Here is a 13,630-nt window from a genome sequence, read left to right on the forward strand (position 1 = left end):
CGGCGAAATCGGTGGCTTGCTAGCCACACGCCGGAAATAACTTCACTTACCGTGCGTCTTTTTGTAATTGCCCTCAATCACTCTTGTCTATAATCAAGAAATTGTCGGTAACGACCCATAGTGCGACCAGATTGCGGCCTGCATGCGTTTGTTTAAGAAATCCAAGAAAAAAACTGGCTGGCTGAGTTTTGCCATCGCTGGCGACAATGTGTTCGTTGCGAGCGTGGCGAGGACGCCTGGCGCCCAGGCGACTGTGCTCGCCGTCCAGGCGGCCACCGGTGTATCGCGCGATACGATCGACAAGCTGGCAGGCGACGCGCAGGCAGCGGGGCGCCATTGCACCACGCTGCTCACCGGCGGCGACTACCAGATCCTCAACGTCGAAGCGCCCAGCGTGCCGCGCGAAGAAATGAAAACGGCGATGCGCTGGCGCCTGAAAGACGTCCTCGACTTTCCCGCCGCCGAAGCGACCATCGACGTGCTCGACATTGCTTTGGACGCCAACTCGCGCGCGCAGCAATCGGTGTTCGTCATCGCGGCGAAAAACAGCATCATTGCGCCGCGCCAGAAGCTGTTCCTGGATGCCAAGGTCGAACTGGCCGCCATCGATATCCCGGAAATGGCCCAGCGCAATGTGTCGGCCATGCTCGAGCCGGAAGGCCGTGGCATCGCCATGCTGTCGTTTGGCGATGATGGCAGTCTGCTGACGGTGTCGTACCGCGGCGAGCTGTACCTGTCGCGCCGCTTCGATGTCACGCTGGCGCAATTGCTCGAACCGGACCACGACCGCAAGCACGCGAGCTTCGACAAGATCACGCTCGAACTGCAGCGCTCGCTCGACCATTTCGAGCGCCAGTATTCGTTCATCAGCGTCGCCAAGCTCATTCTTGGCCCATCGGCCGTGACGGGGCTGGACGAATACCTGTCCAGCAATCTGTACACGCCGGTGGAAACGCTGAACCTGGCCACCCTGTTCGACCTGTCGCGCACGCCCGAGCTGGCTGACCTGGCCCAGCAGCAGCGCTTCTTCCTGGCCATCGGCGCCGCGCTGCGGGATGGGGAGGGCGCATGACCCAGCAAATCAATCTGTTCAATCCGGCGTTCCAGCCGCAAAAGCACGTGCTGTCAGCGGCGCAGCTGGCGCTGGCCGCCGGCGTGGTCGTCGTCGGCATCGCCGGCCTGGCGTTCATGGGGAGCATGCGCACGGCCGAACTGCAGCAGCAGGCGGATGCCGGTGCGGTGCAGCTCGACAAGCGGCAAGCACGCCTGGCCTCGGTCAACACCGAATTCGTGCCGCGCGCGAAAGACGCGACGATGGCGGACCAGCTCCTTGGCGCCGACCGCAAGCTGGCCGCCATGCGCCATGTATCGGGCGCTCTGGCACGGGGCGAACTGGGTGACACGAACGGCTTCGGCGGCTACTTCAAGGCGCTCGCGCGCCAGAGCATGCCGGGTCTGTGGCTGACCGGCGTGACAGTCGACGCGGGCGGCGCCCAGATCGGCATCCGCGGCCGTGCCATGGACCCGGCCATGGTGCCTGGCTACCTGAATCGCCTGACGAGCGAGCCCCTGATGCAGGGCAAGTCGTTCGCCAGCCTGCAAATTGGCGAAGCAGCGGCGCTGCCAGTGCCAGCAGCCGTGCCCGGTGCGGACGGCCAGCCCGTCACCCGCGCCGCACCGTATGTCGAATTCAGCCTGCAGTCGGTCGCCGAGGAGCCACGGCCATGAGCGCGTCGATCAAGCAGCGCGTGCGCCAACTTGCGGCTCGGATCGACGCCCTGTCGCTGCGCGAGCGCGGCATGGTGTTCGGCGCCACCATCGCCGTGCTGGCATTTGCCGGGCACACGTTCGTGCTGGCGCCGCAGGACGCAAAACAGGCAGCGCTGCGCACGCAGATCGAGCAGCAGCAGGCAGCGAGCGCCGCCATCGATGGCGAGATCACGGCGCGTGTGGAGGGTTCCCGGATCGACCCCGACGCCCAGGCACGCACGCGCCTGAACACGATGCAGCAAGAGATGGGGCAACTGGGCAGCGAGCTGCTGGCGCTCGAACACGGCCTGGTGCCGCCCGAGCGCATGGGACCACTGGTCGAAAGCATTCTGCGCGCCAACGGCCGCCTCAAGCTCGTCTCGATGCGGACGTTGCCTGCCGAACCGCTGGCCGCACCGGGCGCTACTACCGCCCCGGCTGCCGCAGCAGGCGCTGCGCCTGCAGCGGGGGGCGACGTGCCGTTGCTGTACCGGCACGGCGTCGAAGTCACGGTGCGCGGCAACTACCTCGACATGGTCGACTACATGAGCACACTCGACGCGATCCCGACGCGGATGTTCTGGGGCCGCGCCCAGCTCGACGTCGAAACCTATCCGACCGCGCGCCTGACGCTCACGCTGCATACGCTCAGCCTGGACCGACAATGGATGAAGCTGTGAAGAACCTGACCAAGACCGTGCTGACCTGCCTCGCGCTGTGCCAGCTGCCTGCCGTCGCGCAGCCGTTGCAGGACCCGACCCGCCCGCCGGCCGGCATGGACCGGATCGCGCTCGATCCGGCCGTGCAGCGCGACGTCCCGCGCCTGCAATCGGTGCTGATCGCGCCGCATGCGGGCGGGCGCCACGTCGCCGTCATCGACGGCGAGACGCTGCGCCTGGGCGAGTTTTACAAGGGCGCACGGATCACGAGTATCAAGCCTGGCGAAGTCATCCTCATGCGCGGCAACGCGCGCCAGGTGCTGCGCATGGATGCACCGCTGTCCGGCATGACGCCGGTTGCCCGCTAACCGATGAAGTACGTACCCACCATGACACCCAAGTTTGTAATGGCGCCGCGCGCGCTGGCCGTGGCGCTTGCCGTCACTGTACTCCTTGGCGGCTGCCAGAGCGCGCCACAGAACGCCACCTATGACGCGATCACGAAAGAGCTGACGAAAGCCAGCACCCAGCAGGGCGCCCGCCCTGCGGTGGACGATGCGGTGGCCAATGCGCTGCTGCCACCGGCAGCGACGCTGGCCAGCCAGTTGCCCAAGGCGCGCCCGGCGTTGGAAGAGCGCTTCAACGTCGCCTTCAACAATGTCCCGGCGCAGCAGTTCTTCCGCTCGATCGTGGCCGGCACCCGCTACAACATGCTGGTGCACCCGGACGTGACAGGCAATATCAGCGCCAATCTGAAGGACGTGACGCTGGTCGAAACGCTGGAAGCGGTGCGTGACATGTATGGCTACGACTACAAGATCGACGGCGCCCGCATCGCGATCCGTCCGCTGACGATGCAGACCCGGATGTTCCATGTGAACTACCTGACGGCGCAGCGCAGCGGCACGTCCAACCTGCGCGTGTCGTCCACGTCGGTAGCCGACGCCGGCAATGGCAACAACAATAACAATGGTGGCGGCAACAACGGCAACAACAACGGCAATAACGGCAATAACGGCAACAACAACGGTAACAACGGCAACAACAGCAACGGCCAGACCCAGACCAACAGCACCGATGTGCGCACGCGCTCGGACAACGATTTCTGGGGCGACCTGAAGCTGTCGATTGCCGCCATCGTCGGCTCGACCGAAGGCGGTCGCAGCGTCGTCGTCAGCCCGCAATCGGGCGTCCTCGTGATCCGCGCGATGCCGGACGAATTGCGCAACGTCGACGCCTACCTGAAGGCCACCCAGCTGTCGGTCGACCGCCAGGTGATCCTGGAAGCCAAGATCCTCGAGGTGGAACTCAACGACAGCTTCCAGAGCGGCATCAACTGGGCCTCGTTCGCATCGTTCCGCGGCTCGCACCCGAACCGCGTTTCCGGTGGCCTGATCTCGCCCGGCGCCAACCTGGCGCCACTGCCGTACACGGGCGGCCAGCCGCCTGTCATCAACAGCGGCCAGGGCCTCGCGGCCAGCACCGGCTTCTCGCTGTCGAATGCTGCCACGGCGGCCGGTTCGTTGTTCGGCTTCGCCTTCCAGACGAATAACTTCGCGGCGCTGATCACGTTCCTCGAGTCGCAGGGCAGCGTGCACGTGCTGTCGAGTCCCCGCATTGCGGCGGTCAACAACCAGAAGGCCGTGCTCAAGATCGGCACCGATGAATTCTTCGTCACCGGCGTGACCAACAACATCACGACCGGCGACAACGGCAGCATCGTGAGCCCGAGCGTGACGGTGCAGCCGTTCTTCTCCGGCGTCGTGCTCGACGTGACACCGCAGATCGACGCCAACGGCAACATCCTGCTCCACGTGCACCCGTCGGTCAGCCAGGTGACCACCGTCAACAAGGATGTCGACCTGGGCTCGGGTGGCACGCTGCGCCTGCCGCTGGCGGCATCGAGCACGTCGGAACTCGACAGCATCGTGCGCGGCCGCAACGGGCAGGTGGTTGCCATCGGTGGCTTGATGCGCCAGGCATCCACCGGCGACACCGACCAGCTGCCGGGCGCCGACAAGATCCCGCTGCTCGGTAACCTGTTCCGCAACAAGAACCGGACCAACCAGAAGCGCGAGCTGGTCGTGCTGATCAAGCCGACCATCGTCGAAGGCGCCAGCGACTGGAGCGAAGACATGATGGACGCGAGCCGCCGCATCGAGCAGCTCGATCCACGCAGCCGTGCTTCCGGCTGGGGCGTTGACTGATGTACGCGGCGCACTTTGGCCTGCGCGAGCTGCCGTTCGGGATCACGCCGGACACCAGCTTTTTCTTCGGCAGCCCGCGCTCGCAGGAAGCGCTTAACACGCTCCTGGTCGCAGCGCGCAGCGGCGAAGGCTTCATCAAGATCACGGGTGAAGTCGGCACCGGCAAGACGCTGTTGTGCCGCAAGTTCATGGCGACGCTGGGGGAAGGGTTCGTCACGGCCTACATCCCGAACCCGTATCTCGAACCGCGCACCTTGATGCTGGCGCTGGCCGACGAACTGGAGATCGTGCTCGAGCGCGATGTCGACCAGCACCAGCTGCTCAAGGCAATCAACCTGCGCCTGCTGCAACTGGCCGCGCAGGACCTGCGCGTCGTACTGTGTCTGGACGAAGCGCAAGCCATCCCTGTCGACAGCCTGGAAGCCCTGCGGCTGCTGACGAACCTGGAAACGGAAAAGCGCAAGCTGCTGCAGATCGTCCTGTTCGGGCAGCCCGAACTCAATCGCAAGCTGCAACTGGACTCGATCCGCCAGCTGGCACAGCGCATCACGTTCCACTACCACCTGGGACCATTGAATCGCGACGACATCGATTTCTACGTGGCGCACCGGCTGCGCGTGGCCGGCTTCACCGGCGCGCGGCTGTTTTCGAGCGCCGCGATCCGCAGCCTGTACAGGGCCAGCGGGGGCGTACCGCGCCTGGTCAACATCATGGCGCACAAGGCGATGATGCTCAGTTACGGCCAGGGTAAGCAGCAGGTCGCGGGAGGCCATGTCGCCATCGCCGCGCGTGACACGGTGGGCGTGGGGCGCGCGATCCGCCAGTGGCTGACGGGCGGCGCGATCATCATGGGCGCCCTCGGCGTGTTTGCCTGGGTGGTGGCGCCATGAGCCTGATTAACAAGATGCTCAAGGACCTCGACGCGCGCGCCGGCCAGCCTGGCGCGGCGCCGCTGCCGGCCGACGTGCGGCCCGTGGCTGCACCGGAGCGGCGCGGACCGGTGCTGCGTGCGGCGCTGGTCGGTGGCGCGCTGCTGGCGGTCGGCGCCGGTGTCGCCGGCTGGAAGACGATGCAGACGGCGCCCACGCCGACACCGGCGCCTGCCGTGCTGGCGGCTGCGCAGGCCCCGGCACGCACGGCGGTGGTGGTGGACATGCCGGCGGCAGCGCCGGTGCAGGTGGTCGATGTGGCGCCAGCTGCGCCGGTGCCGACACCGGAACCAGAGCCGGCACCGGAACCAGCACCGGCACCGGCACCGGCAGCCAGGCGAGTCACGCCGGTCGCTGCGGCGCCAACCGCCAGGCCCGCGCCACGCACGGTCTCCGTGGTGCAGAATGCACCGGCTGCACCGGCTGCGCCGGCAGCCGGTCGCACCGACACGCCATCGCAACGGGCCGAAAACGCCTACCGGCGCGCGCTCGCTGTGCTCGAAGACGGCCGCGTGACCGAGGCGATCGCCACGCTGCAGGCGGGCCTGCAGATCGATCCGCGCCACGAAGCAGCGCGCCAGACGCTGGTCGGCCTGCTGATCGAGGCTGGCCGTCCGGACGATGCGATGCGCCAGTTGCAGGCCGCGCTCGCGCTCGACGCGCGCCAGCCGGCGCTGGCGATGCTGCTGGCACGCCTGCAGCTCGAACGGGGCGGGCCGGCCATCGATACCCTGATGCGCACGCTGCCCTATGCGGCGGGCAATGGCGAGTACCACGCATTCCTGGCCGGTGTGCTGCAGCGCGAAGGTCGTGTCCATGAAGCGGCCGACCATTACCAGGCCGCGCTCAAGCGCTCGCCCGGCAATGGCGTCTGGTGGATGGGCCTGGGCATCGCGCTGCAGGCCGACAAGCGCGACGCCGAAAGCCGCGCCGCCTTCACGCAGGCCCAGGCCAGCGGGACGCTGTCGCCTGAACTGCAGGCCTTCGTCGAGCGTCGCCTGGGCCAACTCGGTCGTTGAGGCCGCCGCCGGGGAGGGCGGGCATGGTAAAGTGTCATGCCTGCGCAGGTACCCCTGCGCAGCTCCCCGGTCAACGAGCGTGACCCAATAACAGTACCCCGGGTGTCCCATGAACTTGTTCGAACATTTGGCCTTGCTGGCCGTGCTGGTGCTTGCGGCGGGCTTCCTGTCGCTCACCGAGATCTCGCTGGCAGGCGCCCGCAAAATCAAACTCAAATTGCTGGCCGAGGCGGGCGACGACCGTGCCCGCAAGGTCATGGCGCTGCAGGCGCATTCGGCCGACTTCTTCGCGGCCTCGCAGCTTGGCCTGAACGCCATTGCCATCCTCGGCGGTATTCTGGGCGAAGGGGCGCTGCGCCCGTTCTTCCTCGAGTGGCTGTCCGTGGTCTACACGGGCCCGGGCCGCGAAAACATCGCCTTCACGCTGTCGTTCGTGTTCGTCACCACGCTGTTCGTGCTGTTCTCGGACCTGATGCCCAAACGCCTCGCGCTGATCTCGCCCGAGACGACGGCGATGGCGGTGATCCGCCCGGTGCTGTTCGTCATCCGCCTGTTCAAGCCGTTTTCGTGGACGCTGAACGTGATCGCCAACGGCTTGTTCAAGCTCTTCGGCATCAACATGACGCGCGAAGACCGCATCACGTTCGATGAAATTTCGGCCGTTGTCGAAGCGGGCGCGCAGGCCGGCGTGCTGCAAAAGCAGGAGCAGCACTTCATCGAAAACGTGTTCGAACTCGAGTCGCGCGCCGTGACGTCGACGATGACGACGCGCGAGAACATCGTGTTCTTCGACCTGACCGAGCCCGAAGAAAGCGTGCGCCAGAAGATCGCTGCGCATTCGTTGTCGAAATTCCCTGTCTGCGATGGTGTGATCGACCGCGTGGTCGGCTATGTCGACACCCGCGACATCCTGGTGCGCCTCTTGAACAACCAGTCGCACTTCCACCTGAGCGAATCGACGATCCGCACGGTCCTGATCATCCCCGACAGCCTGACGCTGTCCGAGCTGCTGGACCGCTTCCGCTCCAGCAAGGAGACCTTCGCGGTCGTGATCAACGAGTATGCATTTGTCGTCGGCGTGATCACGCTGTCGGACATCATGGTGACGGTGATGGGGCGCTGGGGCAGCCCGCTGGAAGCGGACCAGCAAACGATGCAGCGCGAAGACGGTTCATGGCTGATCGACGGCAGCACGCCGGTGGCGGAGATGAAGCGCGTGATCGACCTGCAGTCTCTGCCCGAAGAAGAGCGCTACGAAACGGCGGCCGGCTTCATGATGTTCATGCTGCGCAAGGTGCCCAAGCAGACCGACAGCGTCGAGTACGAAGGCATGCGTTTCGAGGTACTCGACGTCGACCATCACCGCATCGACCAGATACTGGTCAAGCGCCTTGACCCGGGGCAGAAGGCGCTCGGGGCGGCGACGCCTGCCGCCCACTAGGTATCGGCGAAACTGCGCTTACGACTGCGCCTACAACCGTGCGAGACGCTCCAGCGCAAGCTGCAGCGTCTCGTCTTTTTTCGCGAAGCAGAAACGCACCACGTGCGATTCCTTCGGCTGGCTGTAGAACGCCGAGACGGGAATGGCGGCGACCTTGATTTCACGGGTCAGCCATTCGGCGAAGTCCGCTTCGCTCAAATCCGAGATCGCGTCGTAGCGCACGCACTGGAAGTAGGTGCCGTCCGATGGCAGCAGCGTGAAGCGCGACGCCGCCAACCCGGCGCGGAACAGGTCGCGCTTGGCCTGGTAGAACGCCGGCAGGTCGCGCCACGGCGCCGGGTCCTGCAGGTAGGCGGCAATCGCGTGCTGCATCGGCGCGTTGACGCAAAAGACGTTGTACTGGTGGACCTTGCGAAACTCGACCATCAACGCAGCCGGTGCGGCCACGTAGCCGATCTTCCAGCCGGTCACATGGAAGGTCTTGCCGAAACTCGAGACGACGAATGCGCGTTCGGCCAGCGCCGGATGGCGCGCCACCGACGCATGCGGCTCGCCGTCGAACACCATGTGTTCATACACTTCGTCCGACAGCACCAGGATCTGCGTGTCCTGCACGATCGCCACCAGCGCGTCGAGATCGGCCTGGCGCAGGATCGTGCCGGTCGGGTTGTGCGGCGTGTTGATGACGACCATGCGTGTGCGCGGCGTGACCGCTGCCCGCACGTCGTTCCATTCAACGCGGTAGCCATCGGTGTCCAGCCGCATCGTCACCGGCACCACGACGCCGCCCGCCAGCGCAATGGCCGGCGCATAGCAATCGTAGGCCGGCTCGATGACGATCACCTCGTCGCCCGGGTGCACGACGGCCAGGATCGCCGACTGGATGGCCTGGCTGGCGCCGGCGGTGACGGTGATCTCGCTGTTGGCGTCGTAGCGCTGGCCGTAGGTGGTTTCGATTTTGGCCGAAATCGCCTGGCGCAGTGCCGGCAGGCCGGTCATTGGCGGGTACTGGTTATGCCCGGCCCGCATCGCGTCGGTCACCAGGTCGACCAGGGCCGGGTCGCACGCAAAATCGGGGAAGCCCTGGCCCAGGTTGACGGCGCCATGGTCGATGGCCAGCTGCGACATGCGGGTGAACACGGTGGTGCCGACGTGCGGCAGGCGGGAGACCAGCGGTGGAAGGCTCATGAATGCATCCTGATCGAAAGCAAATGGGATAAAGCCTTATTCTAGCGTGCCTTCTGCCCTGGCCTGGCGCCACGTGGTGACCCACACCTCGGGGAGCATGATGCGAAACAGGCCCGCCTGCGCCGTCTTGCGTCCCAGCTTGAGCAGCGCCTTGTCCTTGCTGATCAGGATCGACGCGCCGGCGTCGCGCGCGAGCTCCATGAATTTCTGGTCGTCGCGGTCGGTGCACACGGGCAGGCGGATCGCTTTCGAATCGACGTCAACGAGGCGCAGCAGCGCGTCGAAGCGGGCGGCGGCGGCCAGGCGGCTGTCGTCGTTCAGCGGCAGGTGCTGGTAGTGCAGCACGGCCAGGTATTCGGCGCGGCAGTCGGCGCGTGTGATGGCGTCGATCTCCTTCGATTCGATGGCGGCAAGCAGGTCGGCCCAGCGCGGATCGTGGAACACGAACAGGTCGAGCAGCACATTGGTGTCGATGACGATGGTTGGGGCTGGAGCGGTTATCATGTCGGTTGTTTATTTATGGAAAAGTTTCGTACGGCCATGCTGATTGTCCTGTCTCCCGCCAAGTCCCTCGATCTCGAATCGCCCCTGACCACGCCGCACCAGTCCACCCCCGACTTCATTGCCCACGCGGGCGAACTGATCGAGGTCCTGCGCGGCCATTCGCCTGCCTCGATCAGCGAACTGATGGACCTGTCCGACGCGCTGTCGATGCTCAACGTCGGGCGCTACGCCCACTGGGATGCCGATCATGGACAAGCGCGGCCCGCGATCATGTCGTTCAATGGCGACGTGTACACGGGCTTCGATGCGCGCACGCTGAACACCGAGGCGCTGACATTTGCCCAGCGCCACGTGCGCATCCTGTCGGGCCTGTACGGCGTGCTGCGGCCATTGGACCAGATGCATCCGTATCGCCTGGAAATGGGTACCCGGCTGGCCACCCCGCGCGGCAAGGACCTGTATGCGTTCTGGGGCGAGACGATCACCACCGCCCTGAATCAGCAACTGGCCGAAAACGGCTCGACGGCGCTGGTGAATCTGGCCTCGACCGAGTACTTCAAGTCGGTCAAGCCCAGGCTGCTGGCCGCGCCCGTCATCGAGCCCGTGTTCCAGGACTGGAAAAATGGCAACTACAAGATCATCTCGTTCTACGCCAAGCGCGTGCGCGGGATGATGGCGCGCTATGCCACCGAGAACGGCATCACCGATCCGGAGGGGCTCAAGGACTTCGATGTCGACGGCTATGCCTTCGAGCCGGCGGCGTCAAGCGAGCGCGCGTGGGTGTTCCGGCGCCGCATCGCAGTGTAGAGCAGACACGACAAAGGCGCCGCGTGGCGCCTTTGTTCCTTGACGGACCCGGCGCTTACTGCACCGCATCCTTCGGCGCCGCCTTGGCACCACCTTTGGACCAGAACTTCCACCACGGCGCATCGCCGCGTGCGTTCGGGTTCAGGAAGTAGCTGTCCGGATAGTTCAGCGCGAACACACGCTGCGTATCGTCGCGCAGCAGCGGCATGCCGAGCTTGTCGTACGAGCGGATCATGATGAACAGCGCTTCTTCACGCGCCGGAGCGTCGGTGTAATTGGTCACCGCATCCTGGGCACGATTGAGCGCCGCCAGATACGAGCCGCGGCGGTAGTAATAATTCGCCACGTGCACTTCGTACTGGGCCATCGCATTGATCAAGTAGCTCATGCGCTCGGTTGCGTCGGCCGCGTACTTGCTGTTCGGGTACTTGTCGACCAGCGCCTTGAACGCCGCGAACGCTTCACGCGTTGCACGCGGATCGCGCTCGGTCGGGTCCTGCGAGTACACGAAGCTGAAGAACCCGAGCTGATCGTTGAAATTGATCAGGCCACGCAGGTAGTACATGTAGTCGACCTGGGGGTGGTTCGGGTGCAGCTTGATGAAGCGCTCGACCGCCGCCAGCGCTTGCGCCTGGTCAGCCGACTTGTAGTGGGCGTACGCCACTTCCATTTGCGCTTGTGTTGCGTACACGCCGAATGGGAAGTTGGTTTCGAGCCGCTGGAACAACGGGATTGCGGCTTCGTAGTGCCCACCTGCCATCTCTTCGCGCGCCTCAGCGTATAATTTCTCCGCCGACCAGTTTTTGGACTCGTCCTTGGCCTTAGGCAGCATACTGCATGCCGACAGACCGACGAGGGCGCAAGTAGCGACCAACACAGACAATTTTTTTTGCATAGCTTTTTGCAAGAAATGTTTTACCTAGATTCAACGAACGGCTGATTATAGCCGATGGGACTCACGTGATATTAACTCCTGCGCCGAATCCGGCGGATTTACCGATTGACCCTGATTTTGACGATGAACTGGAGATCGGGTTCGTCCCGTTGCCAGGCACCGATCTGTCGCCCATTACCCTGGCGCTGCAAGAGGAACACTGCGGCCAGCGCCTCGACAAGGTAGTGGCCGGCCTCGTGCCCCAGTTCTCGCGCAGCCGCCTGCAGCAATGGTTTGAAAGCGGCCACATCACGGTTGACGGTAAACCGGCCCGGGGCAAGGACACGGCCTATGGCGATGAAGCCATTGTCGTCGTGCCACAAGCTGCGCCTGAAGACACGGCGTTCGCGCCGGAAGCGATGGATCTCACCATCGTGTACGAAGACGACGACATCATGGTCGTCAACAAGCCGGCGGGCCTCGTCGTGCACCCGGGTTCGGGCAACTGGACCGGCACGCTGCTCAACGGCTTGCTGCACCACTGCCCGCAACTGGTCGGCGTGCCGCGCGCCGGCATCGTCCACCGTCTCGACAAGGATACCAGTGGCCTGATGGTCGTCGGTAAAACGCTCGCCGCGCAAACCGACCTCGTGCGCCAGCTGCAGGCACGCACCGTCAAGCGCGAATACTTCGCGCTGGTGTGGGGCACGCCGCGCCTGTCGGGCACGATCGACAGCCCGATGGGGCGCGATGCCAAGGACCGCGTCAAGATGGCGGTCTCGAGCAGCCCGTTCGCCAAGCCGGCGATCACCCATTACGAGCGCGTCATTTCGGGCGAGCTCGATCGGCGTCCCGTCACGCTGGTGCGCTGCCGCCTGGAAACAGGTCGCACCCACCAGATTCGCGTGCACATGCAGTCGCTGGGCTTTTCGCTCGTCGGCGACGCGGTGTATGGCAAGCGGCACCTGACGCCCGTGTTCCCGCGCCAGGCGCTGCAGGCGCGCCGCCTGGGTCTCGTGCATCCGGCCACCGGTGAGCAATGCGAATGGACCGTGCCGCTGGCCGACGATTTCGCCGAGCTGATCGCGCGTGCGGGCATCGAAGAGCCGGAACTGGGTGAGTTCGGCACGGCGATCGAGGATGCCGCCGACGACGACAACGGCGTCGTCACCTACCGCGCATGAGCACGCTGGACCGGTCAGCGCTGGTCTGGCCCGATTGGCCTGACTTGCCGGCAACCGTCGGCGCGCTGGCGACCAGCCGCGATGGCGGCGTCTCCGTCGGTCCGTACGATGACGGCAAGGGCGGTGGGGGCTTAAATCTCGGCTTGCATGTGAACGATGCGCCCGAGGCGGTCGCCGCCAACCGCGCCTTGCTGCAAGACTGGCTGCCGGGCCGCCCGGCCTGGATCGCCCAGGTGCATGGCGCCGACGTCGTTGACGCCGGCACCGTGGGTCCAGGCCAGCCCGTGCGCACGGGCGACGCCAGCATCGCAACGATGCCTGGCGTCGTCTGCGCAATCCTGACTGCCGATTGTCTGCCGGTGTTGTTTGCCGATCTGGACGGCAAGGTGGCGGGCGCGGCGCACGCCGGCTGGCGCGGGCTGGCTGGTGGCGTGCTGGGCGCCACCGTGCGCGCGATGCGTGCGGCCGGTGCGGGCTACATCACGGCGTGGATGGGGCCGGCAATCGGTCCCGCCGCGTTCGAGGTTGGCGACGACGTAGTGGCGGCATTTGCCGCGGCGCTGCCGGGCGAAGCAACGCGGGCTTGCTTCACGGCCTACCCGGGTCGTCCCGGTAAATACCTTGCTGACATGTTCACGTTGGCCCGCTTGACGCTGGCGCGTGACGGTGTCGAACGCGTGCATGGTGGCGGGCTGTGTACGGCCAGTGCGCCGGAGCGCTTTTATTCCTATCGCCGCGATGGCGTGACCGGCCGCCAGGCTAGCCTCATCTGGCTCAAATAGATCCGGCGCGCGATGCGGTACGGCTCAGTCGCCGTCACCGCCGCCGTCATCCATGTCGTCCGAAGGCGATTCACGCCGCGTACCGACGTTACGCCGTGACTGCGGCGTTTGCCTGCATACGCGGCGGCGTCTCGCGCCAGTGATGTAAAAAAGTATGGATAATGGCAGTGCGCAATAAAACACGAAGGTCATGATGCCGCCCACGACGGTCGGCTCAGTTGCTGCCATGAGCACCACGACATAGATCCAGGCAATGGCAACGATCCACATGCTGTAGTTCCCGGTTG

15 protein-coding genes are annotated in these 13,630 nt (G+C 65.3%); 11 read left to right on the forward strand and 4 right to left on the reverse strand.

Annotation, left to right across the window (positions count from 1 at the left end; translation table 11 throughout):
• Positions 1-142 precede the first annotated feature (142 nt).
• The 8 genes from AC56LW_RS19025 (at position 143) to paeA (ending at position 8,004) form a co-directional block, all read left to right on the forward strand.
• Positions 143-1,072: an agglutinin biogenesis protein MshI gene (locus tag AC56LW_RS19025; protein WP_499636795.1), complete on the forward strand. Its 930-nt coding sequence runs from the start codon at positions 143-145 to the stop codon at positions 1,070-1,072.
• On the forward strand, positions 1,069-1,728 hold the full coding sequence (locus tag AC56LW_RS19030) for a PilN domain-containing protein (RefSeq protein WP_499636797.1): 660 nt from the start codon (positions 1,069-1,071) through the stop codon (positions 1,726-1,728). Before AC56LW_RS19025 ends, AC56LW_RS19030 begins: the two co-directional genes overlap by 4 nt.
• Positions 1,725-2,429, forward strand: coding sequence for a hypothetical protein (locus AC56LW_RS19035; RefSeq protein ID WP_499636799.1), 705 nt, complete (start codon positions 1,725-1,727; stop codon positions 2,427-2,429). The genes AC56LW_RS19030 and AC56LW_RS19035 overlap by 4 nt, the downstream gene beginning before the upstream one ends.
• Entirely contained in the window at positions 2,414-2,776 is a 363-nt protein-coding gene (locus AC56LW_RS19040; RefSeq protein WP_332532901.1) for a hypothetical protein, read from the forward strand. Before AC56LW_RS19035 ends, AC56LW_RS19040 begins: the two co-directional genes overlap by 16 nt.
• A 21-nt stretch (positions 2,777-2,797) precedes the next feature.
• Positions 2,798-4,615: a pilus (MSHA type) biogenesis protein MshL gene (gene mshL / locus AC56LW_RS19045; RefSeq protein WP_499636801.1), complete on the forward strand. Its 1,818-nt coding sequence runs from the start codon at positions 2,798-2,800 to the stop codon at positions 4,613-4,615.
• A complete protein-coding gene (locus AC56LW_RS19050) occupies positions 4,615-5,505 on the forward strand; it encodes an ExeA family protein (protein ID WP_332532899.1) in 891 nt (296 codons plus the stop codon). Before mshL ends, AC56LW_RS19050 begins: the two co-directional genes overlap by 1 nt.
• A complete protein-coding gene (locus AC56LW_RS19055; RefSeq protein WP_499636803.1) occupies positions 5,502-6,563 on the forward strand; it encodes a tetratricopeptide repeat protein in 1,062 nt (353 codons plus the stop codon). Before AC56LW_RS19050 ends, AC56LW_RS19055 begins: the two co-directional genes overlap by 4 nt.
• Positions 6,564-6,672: 109 nt before the next feature.
• Positions 6,673-8,004 (forward strand): polyamine export protein PaeA, encoded by a 1,332-nt coding sequence (paeA, locus tag AC56LW_RS19060; protein ID WP_332532897.1) that lies wholly within the window; start codon positions 6,673-6,675, stop codon positions 8,002-8,004.
• Positions 8,005-8,034: 30 nt separating this feature from the next.
• Here paeA and AC56LW_RS19065 read toward each other — a convergent pair whose 3' ends face one another.
• Positions 8,035-9,192 (reverse strand): pyridoxal phosphate-dependent aminotransferase, encoded by a 1,158-nt coding sequence (locus AC56LW_RS19065; RefSeq protein WP_499636805.1) that lies wholly within the window; start codon positions 9,190-9,192, stop codon positions 8,035-8,037.
• Between the two features lie 36 nt (positions 9,193-9,228).
• Positions 9,229-9,696 (reverse strand): putative toxin-antitoxin system toxin component, PIN family, encoded by a 468-nt coding sequence (locus tag AC56LW_RS19070; RefSeq protein WP_499636807.1) that lies wholly within the window; start codon positions 9,694-9,696, stop codon positions 9,229-9,231.
• A 36-nt stretch (positions 9,697-9,732) separates the two neighbouring features.
• Here AC56LW_RS19070 and yaaA point away from each other — a divergent pair, with 36 nt between their 5' ends.
• On the forward strand, positions 9,733-10,503 hold the full coding sequence (gene yaaA / locus AC56LW_RS19075; protein ID WP_499637106.1) for a peroxide stress protein YaaA: 771 nt from the start codon (positions 9,733-9,735) through the stop codon (positions 10,501-10,503).
• Between the two features lie 55 nt (positions 10,504-10,558).
• Here yaaA and AC56LW_RS19080 read toward each other — a convergent pair whose 3' ends face one another.
• Complete coding sequence (locus AC56LW_RS19080) at positions 10,559-11,398, reverse strand: outer membrane protein assembly factor BamD (protein WP_183551766.1); 840 nt, start codon at positions 11,396-11,398, stop codon at positions 10,559-10,561.
• 65 nt (positions 11,399-11,463) lie between these two features.
• On the opposite strand from AC56LW_RS19080, the gene AC56LW_RS19085 reads away from it, so the two are divergent.
• Together AC56LW_RS19085 and pgeF are read left to right on the forward strand one after the other, a co-directional pair.
• Positions 11,464-12,561: an RluA family pseudouridine synthase gene (locus tag AC56LW_RS19085; RefSeq protein WP_183551769.1), complete on the forward strand. Its 1,098-nt coding sequence runs from the start codon at positions 11,464-11,466 to the stop codon at positions 12,559-12,561.
• Complete coding sequence (gene pgeF / locus AC56LW_RS19090; protein WP_499636809.1) at positions 12,558-13,343, forward strand: peptidoglycan editing factor PgeF; 786 nt, start codon at positions 12,558-12,560, stop codon at positions 13,341-13,343. The genes AC56LW_RS19085 and pgeF overlap by 4 nt, the downstream gene beginning before the upstream one ends.
• A gap of 24 nt (positions 13,344-13,367) precedes the next feature.
• Here pgeF and AC56LW_RS19095 read toward each other — a convergent pair whose 3' ends face one another.
• Complete coding sequence (locus AC56LW_RS19095) at positions 13,368-13,613, reverse strand: hypothetical protein (protein WP_499636811.1); 246 nt, start codon at positions 13,611-13,613, stop codon at positions 13,368-13,370.
• Positions 13,614-13,630 lie beyond the last annotated feature (17 nt).

This window comes from Telluria sp. LT2P80, assembly GCF_059685955.1.

What these genes read in the sequence shown, in the direction of transcription:
- mshL (WP_499636801.1), top strand. Translation starts at nt 2,798, where the DNA reads ATGACACCCAAGTTTGTAATGGCGCCGCGCGCGCTGGCCGTGGCGCTT.
- AC56LW_RS19030 (WP_499636797.1), top strand. Translation starts at nt 1,069, where the DNA reads ATGACCCAGCAAATCAATCTGTTCAATCCGGCGTTCCAGCCGCAAAAG.
- AC56LW_RS19040 (WP_332532901.1), top strand. Translation starts at nt 2,414, where the DNA reads ATGGATGAAGCTGTGAAGAACCTGACCAAGACCGTGCTGACCTGCCTC.
- AC56LW_RS19070 (WP_499636807.1), bottom strand. Translation starts at nt 9,696, where the DNA reads ATGATAACCGCTCCAGCCCCAACCATCGTCATCGACACCAATGTGCTG.
- AC56LW_RS19055 (WP_499636803.1), top strand. Translation starts at nt 5,502, where the DNA reads ATGAGCCTGATTAACAAGATGCTCAAGGACCTCGACGCGCGCGCCGGC.
- paeA (WP_332532897.1), top strand. Translation starts at nt 6,673, where the DNA reads ATGAACTTGTTCGAACATTTGGCCTTGCTGGCCGTGCTGGTGCTTGCG.
- AC56LW_RS19025 (WP_499636795.1), top strand. Translation starts at nt 143, where the DNA reads ATGCGTTTGTTTAAGAAATCCAAGAAAAAAACTGGCTGGCTGAGTTTT.
- AC56LW_RS19080 (WP_183551766.1), bottom strand. Translation starts at nt 11,398, where the DNA reads ATGCAAAAAAAATTGTCTGTGTTGGTCGCTACTTGCGCCCTCGTCGGT.
- AC56LW_RS19065 (WP_499636805.1), bottom strand. Translation starts at nt 9,192, where the DNA reads ATGAGCCTTCCACCGCTGGTCTCCCGCCTGCCGCACGTCGGCACCACC.
- pgeF (WP_499636809.1), top strand. Translation starts at nt 12,558, where the DNA reads ATGAGCACGCTGGACCGGTCAGCGCTGGTCTGGCCCGATTGGCCTGAC.
- AC56LW_RS19035 (WP_499636799.1), top strand. Translation starts at nt 1,725, where the DNA reads ATGAGCGCGTCGATCAAGCAGCGCGTGCGCCAACTTGCGGCTCGGATC.
- yaaA (WP_499637106.1), top strand. Translation starts at nt 9,733, where the DNA reads ATGCTGATTGTCCTGTCTCCCGCCAAGTCCCTCGATCTCGAATCGCCC.
- AC56LW_RS19050 (WP_332532899.1), top strand. Translation starts at nt 4,615, where the DNA reads ATGTACGCGGCGCACTTTGGCCTGCGCGAGCTGCCGTTCGGGATCACG.
- AC56LW_RS19095 (WP_499636811.1), bottom strand. Translation starts at nt 13,613, where the DNA reads ATGTGGATCGTTGCCATTGCCTGGATCTATGTCGTGGTGCTCATGGCA.